This is a genomic window from Edaphobacter acidisoli (genome assembly GCF_014642855.1).
GTDB lineage: Bacteria > Acidobacteriota > Terriglobia > Terriglobales > Acidobacteriaceae > Edaphobacter > Edaphobacter acidisoli.
Window position 1 is genome coordinate 1772329 of record NZ_BMJB01000001.1, and the last position, 15916, is coordinate 1788244.

Below are 15916 nucleotides of genomic sequence, written 5' to 3' on the forward strand. Positions count from 1 at the left end.
AAACGTGGGGAGAGCGATTTATGTCAGCGTTTGAGAACGTCACAGTTATAGTAATCCACGGCGCATGGGCCGATGGATCGAGCTGGGAACCAGTCATACGCAGACTGCAGCAACAAGGGTTCAACGTTGTGGCTGCGCCTATTCCTCTAACATCGCTGAGCGAGGATGCCGCGGCGCTGCGGCGAACGATCGTTCGCACTCAAGGCCCAGTGATCGTTGTCGGGCACGCCTATGCCGGAGCCGTTGTGGGAACGGCGCAAGACGAACGCGTGAAGGCGCTGGTCTATGTCGCCGCTCTCGCTCCAGACGAAGGAGAGACGGTTGCCGATGTCTTCTATCACGACGAACCTCATCCTAAAGCGCCCCATCTCGCGCCTGACTCGGATGGCTTTATCTGGATGCCCGATGAAAGCTTCTCTGAGGCTTTCGCACAGTACGCGACCGCCGAGCAGATTGCTTTATGTCGTGCGGTACAGCGGCCAATTTCGGCCAAGAGTATTCGGGAGCCGGTTGCGTCACCCGCATGGAAGACAACGCCAGCGTGGTACCTGATTGCAGAAGAAGACCGGATGATCAATCCCAAAACGCAGCGTTTTATGGCACAGCGCATGAAAGCAACGATCCGATCGTTCGCGGTCGACCACACGCCGCTGCTCACCTCGCCAGACAAAGTCGCAGACATCATTTGTGAAGCAGCTCAAGCTACATTGGACTGAAACGACCGCTGTTCAAAAGGGAGCTATTACATGAAGCAACAGACTGTAGCAATCGTTACTGGAGCCAGCCAGGGTATTGGTCGAGCGACTGCAATCCGCCTTGCCAGCGATTTTTCGGCGGTCGTTCTTGTCGCAAGGAATGACGATGCACTAAAAGACGTGGCAGATGCTATTCGTGCGACAGGGGCCGAACCGCTCAGTATTGCTTTGGACTTGAGCCAGGCGGAAGCGCCAGAGACGATTGTCAAATCCACGTTGGACCGTTACGGTCGCATCGACGCGTTGCTCAACATCGCTGGAGCGGTGCCGCAGATCGATCTTTTTGAGATGACTGATGAGCAATGGTACGCGGGCATGGAACTCAAGCTGCATGGAGCACGCAGAATGACCATACGTGCTTGGGATGCGCTCAAATCAAACAAGGGGTCGGTGGTCTTCATGTCAGGCAGCGCGGCACTCGATCCTAAACCTGGCTTTGCTGCGGTGGCAGCCACAAACGCGGCAATCATCGCCATGGCAAAGGCGTTCGCGGAGCAAGGAATCAAGGACGGCGTTCAGGTGAATAGCATCGTGCCTGGTGCGGTGATGACGGGTCGGCGGCGGTCGTTTCTCGAGAAATGGGCTCCCGCTCATAATATGGGCGTCGAAGAGGCCACAAAGAAATTCCCTGAAGAGGCAGGTATCAGCCGCTATGGGCAGCCAGAAGAGATCGCCGCTCTGTTGGCCTTCATGGTATCGCCTGAAGCCAAGTGGATGACCGGGGCTTCCGTGCGTATGGATGGCGGCGAGGTCAAAGGAATCTGACTAGTTCCAAGAGCGACGAAAATCAAGAGACGCAAGGACAGATGAGTGGCCTGTCAGGGTTATATTGCGTGAATGTTTCCCTTCGGATTCCAATCCGTTACTGCAACTCTGGTTGAGGTCGTGAAGCCTTAGCGTCGATGCTCAATGCACCGTCGCTGAGGCCGGAACTTATGGCAATCAGTTTGATTATCCCTGTTTGTCTCGAGGATCGAATTACAACAAGCGCGCGCCCGTGATAGAGCTTGCGTCGATCGCCGTGATAGGAATCCGGATCCTGTCCATCTCCGTTTCCCACCGCCGCAATCGTGCCCGGCCCGCTGATTTCAAACCGAACTTCCTGGTCCGCATGCAAATCAGGGCGGCCATTCGAATCCACCGCCTGAACGGTCACGAATGACAGATCCTCGCCGTCCGCCTGAAGCACCTTTCGTTCCGCCATCAGGCGCAGCTTCGTTGCTTCTCCCGTCGTCGTGAGAATGCTCTCAGCAACCACGCGATCGCCGCGCAGGCCCACCGCCTTCAACGTGCCCGGCGCGTATGGCACAGAGAACACCGCTTTGAACTTTTCGTTACGACCCGTTGGCTTCTCTCCTATCAGCTTGTTATTCAGGAAGAGCTGCACTTTTTCTGCGCCGGAGTAGACCTCCACTTCGAGATTCTTGCCCTCCTGCCCTGGCCAGGTCCAACTGGGCAGCGTGGGATATGTGGCCCACATAATCGCGATGATCTTTTTGCCTTCAGGCTCGGGCAAACGTACGGTAGCGTAGACACGATCGCCGCCGTTCCAGATGATGTCGCGATAGTAAGACTGAGGTTTGCGGAAACCAGTCAGGTCGAGATCGCCGCATGCCGACGCGTGCCATGGATAAGGATGGAAGAAAAATTCCATCATGGCCTTGGCGCTTGGATCGGAGGTGTTCTTCGCCATATCTGCCATGACGTCTTTCCCATTTGCCATGCCCGTGAACATTTGATCGATCATGGCTGTGCCACCCATCTTCTCCGCCATGCCTTCTGCCATCTTTGCCTGTTGCGGAGTGCCATATTGCCATGCGCCAATACCAGATTCACCCAGGTAATCCATGGCGGTCCATGTGAGATCACCGAGAACATAAGGGTTATCGTGCGAGACCTGCCATAACGAAAATGCCTTCGAAGGCCAGGACTCGGTCGTCAGCATCATGCGCGTCGGCAGCTGCTCGTGGTCCTTCTGGTAAGTAGGAAGAATGTTGTAGTTGTACCCGGTGATATCGAGCTGCGAGAACACGGCCTGCGCGGTGGGCTTGGTCGTCGTGCCCGGAAACGCAAGCGTGAGTGGGCGGGTGTTGTCGAGCGCTCGCACCTGGTCGGCTAGTTGCTTACCGAGCGCGGCGCCGCGATCCACTTCGAGCTCGGGTATCTCGTTGCCAATTCCCCAGATCACAATCGACGGATGATTGCGGTCCCTCAGCACCATCGACGAAATATCCTTCTTCCACCATTCATCGAAGTCGCTACCGTAATCGAACTTCACTTTGTGCGCCTCCCACACATCAAAGGGCTCGTCCAATACCAGCAGGCCGAGACGGTCGCATGCGTCCAAAAACGCAGACGACGGCGGATTGTGTGCCGTGCGCACCGCATTCATGCCAGCAGCTTTCAGCAACTCCACCCTGCGTTCTTCTGCGCGATCAAAAGCGGCTGCGCCAAGAGGCCCATTGTCGTGATGAACACTGCCGCCGGTAAGCTTGATTGATTTCCCGTTGAGCAGCAACCCCTTCTCTGCGGACCATGCAAGCGTACGAATTCCGAACGGGGTCGTTACCTGATCGATCACATGGCCATTTCTGCGAATCATAGAAACGGCACGATACAACGTGGGCGACTCCGGAGACCAAAGCGCGGGATTGGCTACCGTGATCTCTTGTGCAGCTTCGCCTTCTTTTCCAGCTTCGAGGCTCAACTTGGAATGTGTGCTGCCAACATTGTTCCCCATCTTGTCGAGCAGCACTGTCTCAACTGTTACCGTCACATTGCGAAAGGACTCATTCGCTACTTGTGTGCGGATCGAGACTTTTGCCGAAGCGCCCGTCGCCTCCGGAGTACTGACAAACACTCCCCAATGCGCCACATGCGTTGGATCTGTCACCACAACACGTACATGCCTGTATATTCCCGAACCGCTGTACCAACGGCTGTTTGGTTGAGCTGAATTATCCACACGCACTGCCAGAACGTTTACGCCCGAGTAGTCTAGTTCCGGCGTGAGTTCGAACGTGAACGCCGTGTAACCGTACGGATGCGTACCCAGCTTGTGTCCGTTGAGGTACACCGTAGCATCGCGATATACACCGTCGAATTCAACGCTTACACGTTTGCCCTTCCAATTCGCGGGGGCATGGAAACTCTTGCGATACCATCCGATGCCGCCTGGAAAGTACCCTCCGCCGGAGCCGCTCGGATTGTCCTTGTTGGGCGTACTCTCGATGCTCCAGTCATGAGGCAGATCGACTGTGCGCCACGACGCATCCGCGAACGAAGGAGACTCCGCTCCACTCGGATCGCCGAGCAGGAACTTCCACCCAGTATCGGCCGCCAGTTCCTGTCTGGACGAGTCGGCATTTGCAGCATTCGATGAGACCGGCACAAGCCATCCCAGCAGGACAATGAAAACGATCAGGGCGCGAGATTGCACTTTCATGCGGACCTCTTTCTGGTGCTGCCATCGGCGGTTTTCCACTTTCGCGATTGTCGCGGCTTCGGACTTTCCGGGGCGCGTAATCCCAACAGGAGCACACGGATCGTTTCGCGGAACAAACGATCAATCGGCTTTCCATACTCCAGCTCGATTTTGTTTCCCAGGGAGGCAAGTCGACGTTGCGCACCAATCACAGCGTTGACGACCGCATGTATTGTAAGATCGGGAACGAGATCGGCACGGAGTGAGCCGTCGGCAATACCCTCGCGGATTATCTCGGTGAAAACCTCGAAGCCCTCGGGATTGATTTGCGATTCCAAAGTCATAAGCCGTTCCGCTGGCCAGTCACGCGCATACATAGCATCGAATTGCGCCATGAATCGTACCCTTATCGGATTGTTTGCCAGTTCATCGGCCAGGAAGTCCAGTAGCGCTGCGAGTCGAGCCATTGCGTTTGGAGCATCCTCCAGCGTCCGCTTCGCACGCTCGCTCACCTCTTGCATCAACTCGCGCAGGATCGCCCAGACAATGTCGTCCTTATTGGAGAAATACTGATACATCGTGGAAGGCTGAACTCCGCTGACCAATGTGATCTCTGCCATCGTGATGCGATCGATTCCACGCTCATCGAACAACTTCCATGCAGCGTCGAGAATGCGTCGCCGCTGCCGTTCGCGGTGTGCATGATATGCGTTTACCGGTTTCTTCTCTTTCTTTCGCGGCATCTTCCGACTCGGCAATCCGTAATTGGACTACAAATTTGTAATGTCACTTCGAAATTACATATGCGCGAGTAGTTCAGTCAAGACAGAAAACTTCGGTGGTGACGCCTTGCCAGCATCAGAGAGGCCATTCCGGCTCAAAGGAGATCGATCGGCTCCGGCCAGCATTTAGCCCCCTTGCGGTGCAAAGAAGGCCCTGTCTATCAGCGCTAATTGACGTGCAGTGCATGAGCTACGCGACGGGCAGCCACGTGGAATGAGAGCGAGTCGATCCAACGGAATCGGCCCATTGTCTCCAGGCGGGCTAGAACCGTTCCATCGTGACACGAACAACTTCAGGCTTCTGGTGGAAGCAAAGGCCGCGATCCGTTTCGTCCCCATTCCAAAGCCGGATCGGTTTCCAAACTCCACCTTCATAAGTTCCCTGCTCTGCGGTCACAATTTGGCTCCGCATCCACGGCAATTTTCCTGGCAAATGAAAAATGACACTTGCGTCTTTGCCAGTGACCAAGAACTCGTTTGGGCCGAGTTGAGCAATCAGAGCCACGCCATGGATATCTTTCGTACCGGGCGCGGGGCGACCATCGGGTTGCGGAAAACCGAACGCAACTGTAGCTTGCCACTCGCCAAAATCGAGTTCTTGCGTCGCCTTTCCTGGCTCCTCAACAGCAGTCTTGACCTTACCTTCAGACTCCAATGCTGCTATCTCTCGATCCATTGGGCCGATCAGTGCAAAGTTGTAACTGTGACCGGCCCATTTCTGGTCACCGACCATAGTCTCTCCGGTCTGGTCGACGCCGAACGGCGAGAATCCGATAGCACCGTCTCCAAGGGCATAGAAGAAGAGTTTGGCGTAGCTGTCAGTCCGCCCGGTTTCCGGAATCCACAGTGGATTATCCGATCGACGATAAGTCTGCAAAACCTCACGATAGGACTGTGAATCGTTCGTGTAGATGTCCGGTCCAATCATATCGATCGAGGGAGCTAACGCGCGCCAGAGCCAAATCATCTTCTGCACCGCGCCGCCGCTCGGATAGGCGATTCCGGGAGATTCCACCTGCCGTTGTGGTAGCGCCGCTGAAGGATAATCGAGCCATACATTCATATAGTACGGAATGTTGAACTCACGTTTACCGGCCGATGCGATCTCGTTTATGTACTTCGCCTGGTAGTATGCCTGGAAGATCTCGTCTGAGTCAGAACCAAACACCTGCTTCCATGTTCCGGATTGCTTATGCGCGGCCGCCAGGAGGTCCGTTGGAACGGTAGCGGCAAACTCCTTTTCCGCCGCTGCGGAGTTGTCCCGCACGCTACCAATGATCCCCGACTCATTCTCTACTTGGATCAACAGGATTGTGTGCTTGTCGCCGTCGATTTGGTTGAGATGGTGCATCAATGCGACAAACGCAACTTTGTCGGCTTCGAGATTGTTTCGCGAATTGGCCGAAAGCACGTCGATTGGCTCGCCATCTGGTCGGACAACATGGGGAAAGCGCTGAGGGTTGTTCTTGACCCATGCAGGCACATAGTGCATGTTGCCGTTCTTCCATGTACCGAACCAAAGAATCACCAGATGCAGATGATGTGCGCGGGCGCCGTCTATCAGCTGATCCACGTTCGAGTAGTCGAATTGCCCTTCGCGAGGCTCGAGCTGTTCCCAGTAAACGGGCGCCTCTACGGTGTTAGCGTGCAGAGCCTCAAGCGACTGCCAAACCTGTGGCAATTCGCTCGGCCACGCGCTTGAATTGTGAATCTGCCCTCCCAGAATTAGAAATGGATGACCATCGACGAGCAAGCTATAGCGGCCGTCCTTTTGGACGAGCCTGGGAGCTTCTGCAGACTGAGCCAGCAGATCCTGCGTATTGAGTAGGGAGGCAAACACTACTAGAGCAACCAATCCACTGAATACTCTCTGAGCGGTTCTGAACACCTGATTCCTTCCTTCCTTTTATGATTGCTGCCCATCGATCTGCATCTTATGCGACTATTTGAGCTCAAGTCGCCATTACCGAGTTGAAGTTGGCTACCGCGTCACGCGTCGCAGCACCAATTGTTGCGCCGGTTGAGGGCGCGGATTCGGGCCGCGTGAGGGATCCGACCCGTCGGGAGCGGGTCCAATCGCCAAGGTCTTGTCCGCCAGTTCGAGCGGATTGGGACGGGATCGTTGGTCCGAGCGGGATGAACGTGCAAGTTCCATTCGATCGTTATCGACCGTGCCCGTGTAAATGGTGCCGCCGATTCGAAAGGTAACCCTGTCGCCGCTCATCGAACCATCTTCGATCGGGCTTGCGGAATCGTTTCCACCGGCCCAACTACTTCCAAAACCATCTGCTGAACCAGTCAATTGCGCCCCTTGCTGCGAGAGGACAAGAATCTCCGCGACCGAGTCATGCTCAGGACGCCAAAGGCCGTTCGCTCCCCCGCCTTCAGGAATCTTGCGTTCCCATTCGGATACATGTGGGCGGAGAGCTGCTTCTTTGGCATTAATCGCGAGAGTCACAGGGGCGAGACCTGGTGAAGAAGCTTCTAAAGTAATAGTGCCGGCGGTCTTCGTAGACTGCACAATCGCCATGCAAAGGCCGCCGAAAGCCCTGCGTGAGGTTCCCTTGTCCGGACTTTGGTCGGTAGGATCGCCGTTGCCCGTCCCGATGAGTTTGCCTTCACCTCGAATCTTGAAGGCAATCTCGTTCTCGGTGATGGGCACGACTCGGCCCTTGGCGTCACGAACTTCAACGGTGAACATTGCGACATCTTCACCATTTGCAGCAATCTCCATTCGATCTGCGGAAAGAGCGATCTGGGCGGGAGCACTTGTTGTCTCGCGTATCTTGGTAAAAACCAGCTTTCCGTCTTTGTAGCCGCGAGCTTCGAGCGTGCCTGGAGCGTAGACAACGTTCCAGGCCAGGTGATGGTTCTTCTGAACGTCTTGCATGCCCAGGCGTTGGCCATTCAGCAAGAGCTCCACTTTGTCCAAATTGGAGTGAACCCACACGGCGATCTTCTTACCTTCGTAACCTGGCCAGTTCCAGTGAGGAAAGATATGAAGCACGGGACTCTGTGTCCACCAGGATTGGTAATAGAAAAAGGTGTCTTTGGGAAAGCCACATGTATCGATGACTCCGTATTGAGAGCTGATGTTGGGCCATCCGTTCGGCGATGGCTCGCCGCGGTAGTCAAAGCCGGTCCAGACGAAACCACCGGCCAGCCAATCCTGTGAATCGCAAAACCGCCACCAGCCTTCGGCCGAAGCCCGACCCGTCGTGGTGTACGGATCGTAGGAACTGACGAATCCTTTGCTTGGATCTGTGATGTAAATCCCACGTGTGCCGACGGCGCTCACCGTCTCAGTCCCTATCACGGGCCGATCAGGATGGGCTTTGTGATATGCCGCGGCCTGGGGGTCTTCATAGTTGTAGCCGATCACATCGCAAACAGTCAGTCCTCCCGTACCAATCGCACCAGTCGGCGCGATGGATACAGGCCTTGAGCCATCGTGACGGTAGGCCACTGCTTTCATTGCAGTTAGAATTCCGACGCCACGCTCAGAATTGGCAGTGGCTTCCTCATTGCCCATCGACCACATGAAGACACTGGGATGATTTCGGTCGCTTCGAACGAGGTTTTCAAACTGCGCGAGGCCTTCTGGGTTCGATGACATCATGCGCGTCTCGGCAAACACCAGCATTCCCAGCTCATCGCATGCATTGAGTAGTTCAGGCGTGGGGGGATTGTGTGAAGTGCGCAGCCCGTTGCAGCCCATCTCCTTGAGCTTGCGGATACGGAAATACTGTACGGAATCCGGTAAGGCCACACCAAGACCCGCGTGGTCTTGGTGGTTGCAAGTGCCCTTCACCTTCACGGGGCTACCGTTAAGCAACAGGCCGCGGGAAGAATCCATTTTGATTGACCGGATACCAAAGCGAGTTATGTAGCGATCGACAACATCGCCACCGGAGCGAACATCGGTAATGAGAACGTAGAGATTGCGCTCTTCGAGCGACCACAATCGCGGGCGGCTGACTGTGATTTGTTGTTCGAGTTCCTGTTCTCCGCGAGCTGACATCGAGATTAGAGCAGTAACGGCTTTGCCCACTTCCTTCCCATCCGGATCGAGGATCGTAGAGACCACACGGGCATTCTTGGCCTCGGCCGTGTCATTTACCAGTTCCGTCCGAATGGAGAGAGCTGCCGAGGCAGGCTTTAGTTCGGAGCGAACAAAAGTACCCCACTGTTTAACGTGCACGGGATTTGTCTTCACAAGCCAGACATGCCGATAGATTCCTGCTCCTTCATAGAACCAGCCGTCTGAGGAGGTAGCGTCGACGCGGATCAACAACACATTGCGACCGCCAGGATTGGCAAAGTCAGTCACGTCGAAGCGAAAAGGATCGTACCCACCACTATGCCGACCAACATAGAAGCCATTGAGGACAACCATTGCCTCCCGATACACCCCGTCAAATTCGAGAGAGATGCGCTTGCCCCGATCCGTTTCGTCCAGTTCAAAGACTCGACGGTACCACCCGACACTCGTCTCCGGATAGTTGCGGCCCAGTGGGTGAAAGCCTTTGCTCGCTAGCGCGGGATCATTGACGAAAGGCAACTCAACGGCCCAATCATGCGGCAGGCCTATGGCCGTCCAGTCGGTGTCGTCAAAGGCGAGTGACCCTGCAGGCAGGAAATTTCCCGTCTTCTGGAAGTTCCCGGCGCGGCCACTGCCGAACCCAAAATCCCTGCTCGTGTCGCATGCATGCCCGAAGTGGAAGCGCCAGCCAAAATCGAGCAGGAGTCGCTCTCGGCCGGCGCCTGGCTCAGACGGATCCGATGCGGGTATCGAAGCGTCGGCTGAAAGTGGTGCTGGAAGAGCAGCCTCGATCGGCTTTAGCGGCTGCGCAGCCACGGCCGCGGGAACCAGAAGTGACGATTTCAGAACATCTCGACGCGAAAGCGGTTTCATCTTGACCTTTCATTTCATCTGCAGCAGCCTTATGGGCTGGATCATTGTTGTTTATTGGCTCGACGCCACACTCCACGACAGCATACATCCTCAGTCCTCTGGACTAAAACACATCACAATCCTGGTAGTGCCTCATCAGCAATATCCTCGTCAGCAAATATTCTCGAAAAGCTTGGAGCTCGTGATCGCACACAAGCTCTGATGATCGCCTTAGAGCGTAGGATCATTCATCTTAGTTCGTAGGATGGTCTGGATAGTTCTACTAAACACTGAATCGGGCACGTGGTGGGCAGCCTGCCGACCTGAATCTCCACGTTGGCTTCTCTACGGAAGGCTGAAGTTATAGAGCGCAAATCAGAGAATCGGCTAGATGCATTAAGCGCTTGACAAGCGTGAATTACACTTATTAATATTCGCATCATCGATTCGTAAATTGGTAAAAGTACTGAGATATAGCGGTAGGATTCTGCAATGTATGAGACCAGACGATTCCCGCTAGAGAAGTAGTGCTATCTCGCTCCTGCTAAGTTAAGCGCTACACTAAACTCGACGTCAATGCTTATTCTCACGGCAGTACAAGCGAACACTGAAAGGAATCACTACATGAGGGCAGTGGCACATCGTCAATCATATTTCCCGTACCCGGGTCCTGGCGCCTTCCACGCTTGCTTACGCGTCGTCTTAGGATTGGCCTTCCTTGTCTGCGCGTGCGGCACGGCAATCGCGCAGCAAGACGTCGGTTATATCTTGGGATCGGTGACCGATCAATCAGGAGCTGCTGTGGCGGGAGCCAAAGTCACCGTACTCTGGCAAAGTACGGGCCTTGTTTATACGCTTGTCACCAATGCGTCCGGCTATTACACTTCGCAGCCGTTGCAGGTCGGACAATACACAGTAACCGCTGAAAAAGCAGGCTTTTCGAATGCGACTATTCGCAATCTGAACGTGGATACGGCAGCGCACGTGCAGGCCAACCTTGTGCTTAAAGTCGGCACAGCTAACACGACCGTCACGGTTCTGGGGACACCTCCCGTGATGGATACAACTGACGCTGAAATCGGCAGCACAATCGACCATCGCTCCGCTCAGCAGCTGCCTGTCAATGGTCGCAGTGTTTTGGCTTTAGCCACGCTTTCTCCTGGTGTCGTGTCTGCCGTGGGAGCCGTAAACGAAGGCTTTCAAAATCGTGGCACAGCTGTATCAGCTGTCCGCATCAATGGTGGTGCCGCTGGCGTAAACAACAACCTTCTCGACGGTGTCTCGAACACGCAGAACTGGCTAGGTGAAGTCGCGATCAACCTCAAGTCAGATGCTGTGCAGGAATACCGCATCATGACTGGTGTGGTTCCTGCACAGTTTGGATACACTTCCGGCGGTGTCATTAATGTAGTTACGCGCTCAGGAAGCAATACCCTGCATGGCAGCGTATACGAGTTCTTCCGCAATGATGCCCTGGACGCCGAACAATCGTTCCCGAGACCCGCATTCGGCAAACAGGAGCTTCGCTTCAACAACTATGGCGCAACCCTGGGCGGACCGCTTCTTCGCAACAAAATGTTTCTGTTCGGAAACTACGAGGGATATCAGTTCACCAGCGCCAACCCCGTTTACTTTACGCTGCCCACAGCGCAAGAATACCAAGGCGATTTCAGCGATCTTCGCCAACTCGTGAACGGTGTTTGTACGCCCGTCAATATTTACGATGCAGACAACGTCGTCAACGGCCAGCGTCAGCAGTTTGCATACAACGGAACAAAGAACGTCATCCCACCCTCGCGTCTGGACTCAGTTGCCGCAGCTTACAGCAAGATGTTTTATCCGCTACCAAACAACACATCGGGCGGCTACAACTCGTGCACTCATGCCAACAACTATCTGTATGCGCTGCCGGTTATCGCCAGCGAGCGACAGGGGATCGTGCGTAGCGACTACAGTATCTCGGACAGCGATAGCATGATGGCCCGTTACGCTTACTACTTCAATGGCACCAATAATGGCACTAATGCAGGAGGGCTACCCGGACTCTACAGCCACCGCAACGATCATCTTCAGACGCAAAGCGCCGTACTCTCTGAAACGCACATCTTTAGGGCGACGTTGCTAAACGATGCACGCATCAGCATGATGCGAAGCGATTTTCCCTTCCAGGCTGCATCGGCATATCAAAATATCGCCAGTAAGATCGGACTTCCCAACGACACGGGCATCGAAATTCCTCAGATGAGCAACGGCGTAGTGGCTCCGAACATCACCGTCGGCTTCCGCGCTTCCACAAGCATCGCAGGCATTGACGATGTCACCTGGAGCAAAGGAAATCACACACTGCACATTGGCGGCAACATCACGTGGACAGAGGGATACAACAACCAGACAGGCTCATCAGCATCGGGTAACTTCAACTTTGGCGCGGGCACAACTGCAGAGGGGAGCGATACAACAGTCGTGTCGGGCACAGGAAGCCAGTTCGCATCGTTCATGCTCGGTCAGGTGACCGGCGCAAGCCAGCTTGTACAGGAAGGCTCTGCCTTTCGAAGAATGCTATTTGCCGGCTACATTCAGGACGATTGGCGCGCCACCTCCCGGCTGACCATCAATGCCGGGCTGCGTTACGACATGATGACCCAGGCTGTCGAAAAGCACAACGGCATCCAGAACTTCGACATTACACAGCCGAATCCGTCCAACAGCCTCTTCATGGGCCTGGTAGAGTATGCAGACACCGCAGGATACGGACGCAATTTTGTGAAGGAAAATTTTGGCGATTTCGGTCCGCGTCTCGGCTTCGCATATTCGCTCGATGGAAAGAGCGAGACCGTCCTTCGTGGAGGCTTTGCCATCTATTATCCTTCCACGGCCGTTTACAGCTACGACGAATCATCCGGCAATCCGGCCGGCTATACGACAATGACGACATCGTGGAGCGCTTCGACCGCACACGGCTATGACTTCTCATTGAAGAACGGACTGCCAGGCCAGTGGGCGCAGCCTGTGGGTGCCGCTGGTGGTCCCAATGCATTTTTGGGGCAGTCGGCAGCCTATATCGATCCCGAAGCCAAAGACCCTTCCGCGCAGCTTTATTCGCTTACATTGTCCCGCGCCTTGCCGTTTGGCGTGGTTGTTGATGCGTCATATGCCGGGAACCACGGAAACCATTTCGAGAACTTCTCTCCCAATCTGAACTTCCTTGCGCCGCAGTACTACAGTCTTGGTACAGCTGCACTCAGCGCGCAGACTACGAATCCCTACGCTGGACTGGTTCCAGGAAGCCTCGGTGCGGCCACCCTTACTAAGGCGCAAATGCTCAAGCCGTATCCGTACATGTCGAGTGTCGTTACGCAGAATCCGCGAAACGGGTCATACTGGTCCAATCTTGCAATGCTCTCCGTGCAGCGCCGCGCGGCAAGCGGGTTACAGGTGATGGGAGCTTATACCTTTGGTAAGATCACCGACGCTGGCGTCCAGGACGTTTCTAATCTCTCCGCTGTTGGAACCGGCACTTCGGCAGGCCCTCAGAATCCATATAATCCGGAAGCAGAACACTCGGTCGACACGATCGACGTTACGCATCGTATGTCCGCATCCGTACTGTACGATCTTCCTTTCGGCAAAGGGCACCACTTTTTGAACCGCCCAGCAACTGATCGCATCGTCGGCGGATGGCAGGTCAACGGTATTCTAACTATCGAATCGGGACGGCCCATCGGCATCAGCGGCGCCAATAATCAACTTGCAAGCCGACCAAACTGGAATCCCAACGTCAGCGTATTTGTGAAGCATCAGGGCCGTTCAACCCTGTATCGCACCGGCCAGTTGGAGTGGTTCAATCCGCAGGCGTTTGTGAATCCTCCGGACTACACCTTCGGCAATGTGCCGCGCATGCTTGGTAATTTGCGTGGTCCGGGTACAGTGAATCTCGATGCATCGCTCTTCAAGACAACGCATATTACAGATCGCGTCGCACTCGAATTCCGTATCGAGGCTTACAACGCGCTGAACCACCCCAATTTGCCGATGCCAGGAGCGGGCTTCGTCGCGGGCGCTCCTGTAGACCCGACCAATCCGTATGCTGAAGGCGGGTTGAATACGAGTTCTTCCTTCGGCATGATTACCAGCGGAGCCGTAACCACGCGCAATGTACAGCTAGGCGCCAAGATCATGTTCTAGAGACTTTATCTTGCAAATGTAAGCCTACTGGAATGCTGTACCATGCCGGACTGCAAGCGTGCTTTTCCTTGTGGAAGCATAGTGATCGCTCACTTCAACCTTGACGATACTTTTAGCTAACCCTGATGCAGAGGATGAGAATGCTGAGAACCAGGCGGCAATGTGTCGCAATTGTGATTTTTCTGCTGGGCGCCGCATTGCCACTTCTTGGCGCAACAAAAATCAGCCTCGACGGCTCTGGATGGACATTTCGCACAACTCTTGCTCAGCAGGCGACCCAGGTAATCGTCCCCCACTGTTGGCCATCTGATCCACAATATCGCCGCTATATTGGCGACGCGATCTACCAGCGCAACTTTGAAATGCCCGTGGTCAAGCCGGGACAGATTATTCGCCTGCACTTTGATGCCGTTTACAACGAAGCGACGGTTTGGCTCAATGGGCGAAGATTGGGAACGCACGAAGGCGGCTACACTCCGTTTGAATTCGAAGTAACAAAGCTGCTCAGAACCGGAAGTAACCATCTCCTCGTCGAAGTCAACAACACGCCCACGCTCACCAATATTCCCGCACTTGCTACCTCGCACGGATCACGCAGCTATCCCCCTCGCGGCACGGCTGAAGAGCCCACCATCGTAGGCTGGATGCCGTATGGCGGCATCGTTCGACCTGTAAGCCTGCTCATCAGCAATTCTGTTTATCTGCGGAACATGAAAGTCGACGCAGCGCCCAACCTCGCGCACCACTCGGCGCACATTGTCATCCGTGCGTGGCTTCATAATGGCGGATCAACAACAGCAACCACCGTCATACGAGGCACAGTCGCAGGGCTCGCAGTGTATTTTCCCAGAACCCAGGTCCATGCCGGCGCGGATACCGAGGTTGAGTGGACGGGAACTCTGCATCATGTACATCTCTGGGATGTCCACGACCCCTATCTCTACGATGTAGCTCTTTCGGTTCCAGGCGACGAACTGACCGCGAAAGTCGGAATACGTCAGATTCGGGTGCAAGGCACGGAACTGCTGCTCAACGGCAGGGCCGTGCACCTTTTTGGCGCCAATCGTGTCAGCGAAGATCCGACCGAAGGCTTGCGCGAGTCGGATGCGATCGTTCAACGCGACATGAGCGATATGCTTGCTGACAATATGCGCATGATGCGCATCGCGCATTATCCGGAGGCGCCAGCGCTGCTCGACTTTGCCGATAGCCATGGGATGCTGATAATCGCCGAAGCGGGAAACTGGAACATGAGCGCATGGCAGATGGCCGATCCTGGCATTCGCGCGACATGGAAAAGACAAATGAAAGAGATGATGGCGCAGGACTGGAATCATCCTTCGGTAATTGCCTGGAGCGTAGGGAACGAATACGAATCGTTTACCAAAGACGGCATCGACTGGACACGTGATATGCGCGCCTTCACGCTTGGCCTCGACTCGACACGGCTCATTACTTTCGCCTCGCGGTTTACGGGCGACCCGTCCGTGAAGACGGGAAAGGATGAGGCCAGCCAATACTCTGATTTTGTTTCCATCAATACATACGGAAATTACGCGCATGCGCTTGACCATGCTCACGCGCTTTATCCCGATAAACCCATCTTTGTCACCGAGTTTGGCAGGATGGGCGAACCGGACCTGCACGATCAGAAACGCATTGTGGCAATCACGGAAGCTGTTACTGCAATGAAGGCGCGGCCATGGGTGATCGGCGGTTCGCTTTGGACATGGGCCGATTACAGATCTTTGATCCGAGGAACCCCTTCTAACGGAATACGGAACTGGGGCGTCGTCACAATTGATCGGCAGCATCGCGACAGTTGGAAGGTGGTGCAGGATCTGTTCAACACGGATTACTTGAAAGGCAAATGAGA

At 54.9% G+C, this 15916-nt stretch carries 8 protein-coding genes; 4 read left to right on the forward strand and 4 right to left on the reverse strand.

Annotated features, from left to right (window positions below; all coding sequences use genetic code 11):
* Window positions 1-20: 20 nt before the first annotated feature.
* Entirely contained in the window at window positions 21-716 is a 696-nt protein-coding gene (locus IEX36_RS07165; protein ID WP_188758567.1) for an alpha/beta fold hydrolase, read from the forward strand.
* A 30-nt stretch (window positions 717-746) separates the two neighbouring features.
* Window positions 747-1520 (forward strand): SDR family oxidoreductase, encoded by a 774-nt coding sequence (locus tag IEX36_RS07170; RefSeq protein ID WP_188758568.1) that lies wholly within the window; start codon window positions 747-749, stop codon window positions 1518-1520.
* A 97-nt stretch (window positions 1521-1617) separates the two neighbouring features.
* Here IEX36_RS07170 and IEX36_RS07175 read toward each other — a convergent pair whose 3' ends face one another.
* The 4 genes from IEX36_RS07175 to galA form a co-directional block, all read right to left on the reverse strand.
* Window positions 1618-4200, reverse strand: coding sequence for a glycoside hydrolase family 2 TIM barrel-domain containing protein (locus IEX36_RS07175; protein ID WP_188758569.1), 2583 nt, complete (start codon window positions 4198-4200; stop codon window positions 1618-1620).
* Window positions 4197-4922 carry a TetR/AcrR family transcriptional regulator gene (locus IEX36_RS07180; RefSeq protein ID WP_188758570.1) on the reverse strand — a complete coding sequence of 242 codons (726 nt, stop codon included), beginning with the start codon at window positions 4920-4922 and terminating at the stop codon, window positions 4197-4199. The genes IEX36_RS07175 and IEX36_RS07180 overlap by 4 nt, the downstream gene beginning before the upstream one ends.
* A gap of 301 nt (window positions 4923-5223) precedes the next feature.
* Complete coding sequence (locus IEX36_RS07185; protein ID WP_188758571.1) at window positions 5224-6849, reverse strand: GH35 family beta-galactosidase; 1626 nt, start codon at window positions 6847-6849, stop codon at window positions 5224-5226.
* A gap of 93 nt (window positions 6850-6942) precedes the next feature.
* The gene (galA, locus tag IEX36_RS07190) at window positions 6943-9876 is read right to left on the reverse strand and encodes a beta-galactosidase GalA (RefSeq protein WP_188758572.1); all 2934 of its coding nucleotides are present in this window, start codon (window positions 9874-9876) and stop codon (window positions 6943-6945) included.
* A 756-nt stretch (window positions 9877-10632) separates the two neighbouring features.
* On the opposite strand from galA, the gene IEX36_RS07195 reads away from it, so the two are divergent.
* Both IEX36_RS07195 and IEX36_RS07200 read left to right on the forward strand, forming a co-directional pair.
* Window positions 10633-14040 (forward strand): TonB-dependent receptor, encoded by a 3408-nt coding sequence (locus tag IEX36_RS07195; RefSeq protein WP_188758573.1) that lies wholly within the window; start codon window positions 10633-10635, stop codon window positions 14038-14040.
* A 140-nt stretch (window positions 14041-14180) separates the two neighbouring features.
* A complete protein-coding gene (locus IEX36_RS07200) occupies window positions 14181-15914 on the forward strand; it encodes a glycoside hydrolase family 2 protein (RefSeq protein WP_188758574.1) in 1734 nt (577 codons plus the stop codon).
* The last annotated feature ends 2 nt before the right edge of the window (window positions 15915-15916 follow it).

Bases quoted from the DNA above. Each gene is read 5' to 3' on its own strand.
- IEX36_RS07165 (WP_188758567.1), top strand. From the start codon at position 21: ATGTCAGCGTTTGAGAACGTCACAGTTATAGTAATCCACGGCGCATGG.
- IEX36_RS07170 (WP_188758568.1), top strand. From the start codon at position 747: ATGAAGCAACAGACTGTAGCAATCGTTACTGGAGCCAGCCAGGGTATT.
- IEX36_RS07175 (WP_188758569.1), bottom strand. From the start codon at position 4,200: ATGAAAGTGCAATCTCGCGCCCTGATCGTTTTCATTGTCCTGCTGGGA.
- IEX36_RS07180 (WP_188758570.1), bottom strand. From the start codon at position 4,922: ATGCCGCGAAAGAAAGAGAAGAAACCGGTAAACGCATATCATGCACAC.
- galA (WP_188758572.1), bottom strand. From the start codon at position 9,876: ATGAAACCGCTTTCGCGTCGAGATGTTCTGAAATCGTCACTTCTGGTT.
- IEX36_RS07200 (WP_188758574.1), top strand. From the start codon at position 14,181: ATGCTGAGAACCAGGCGGCAATGTGTCGCAATTGTGATTTTTCTGCTG.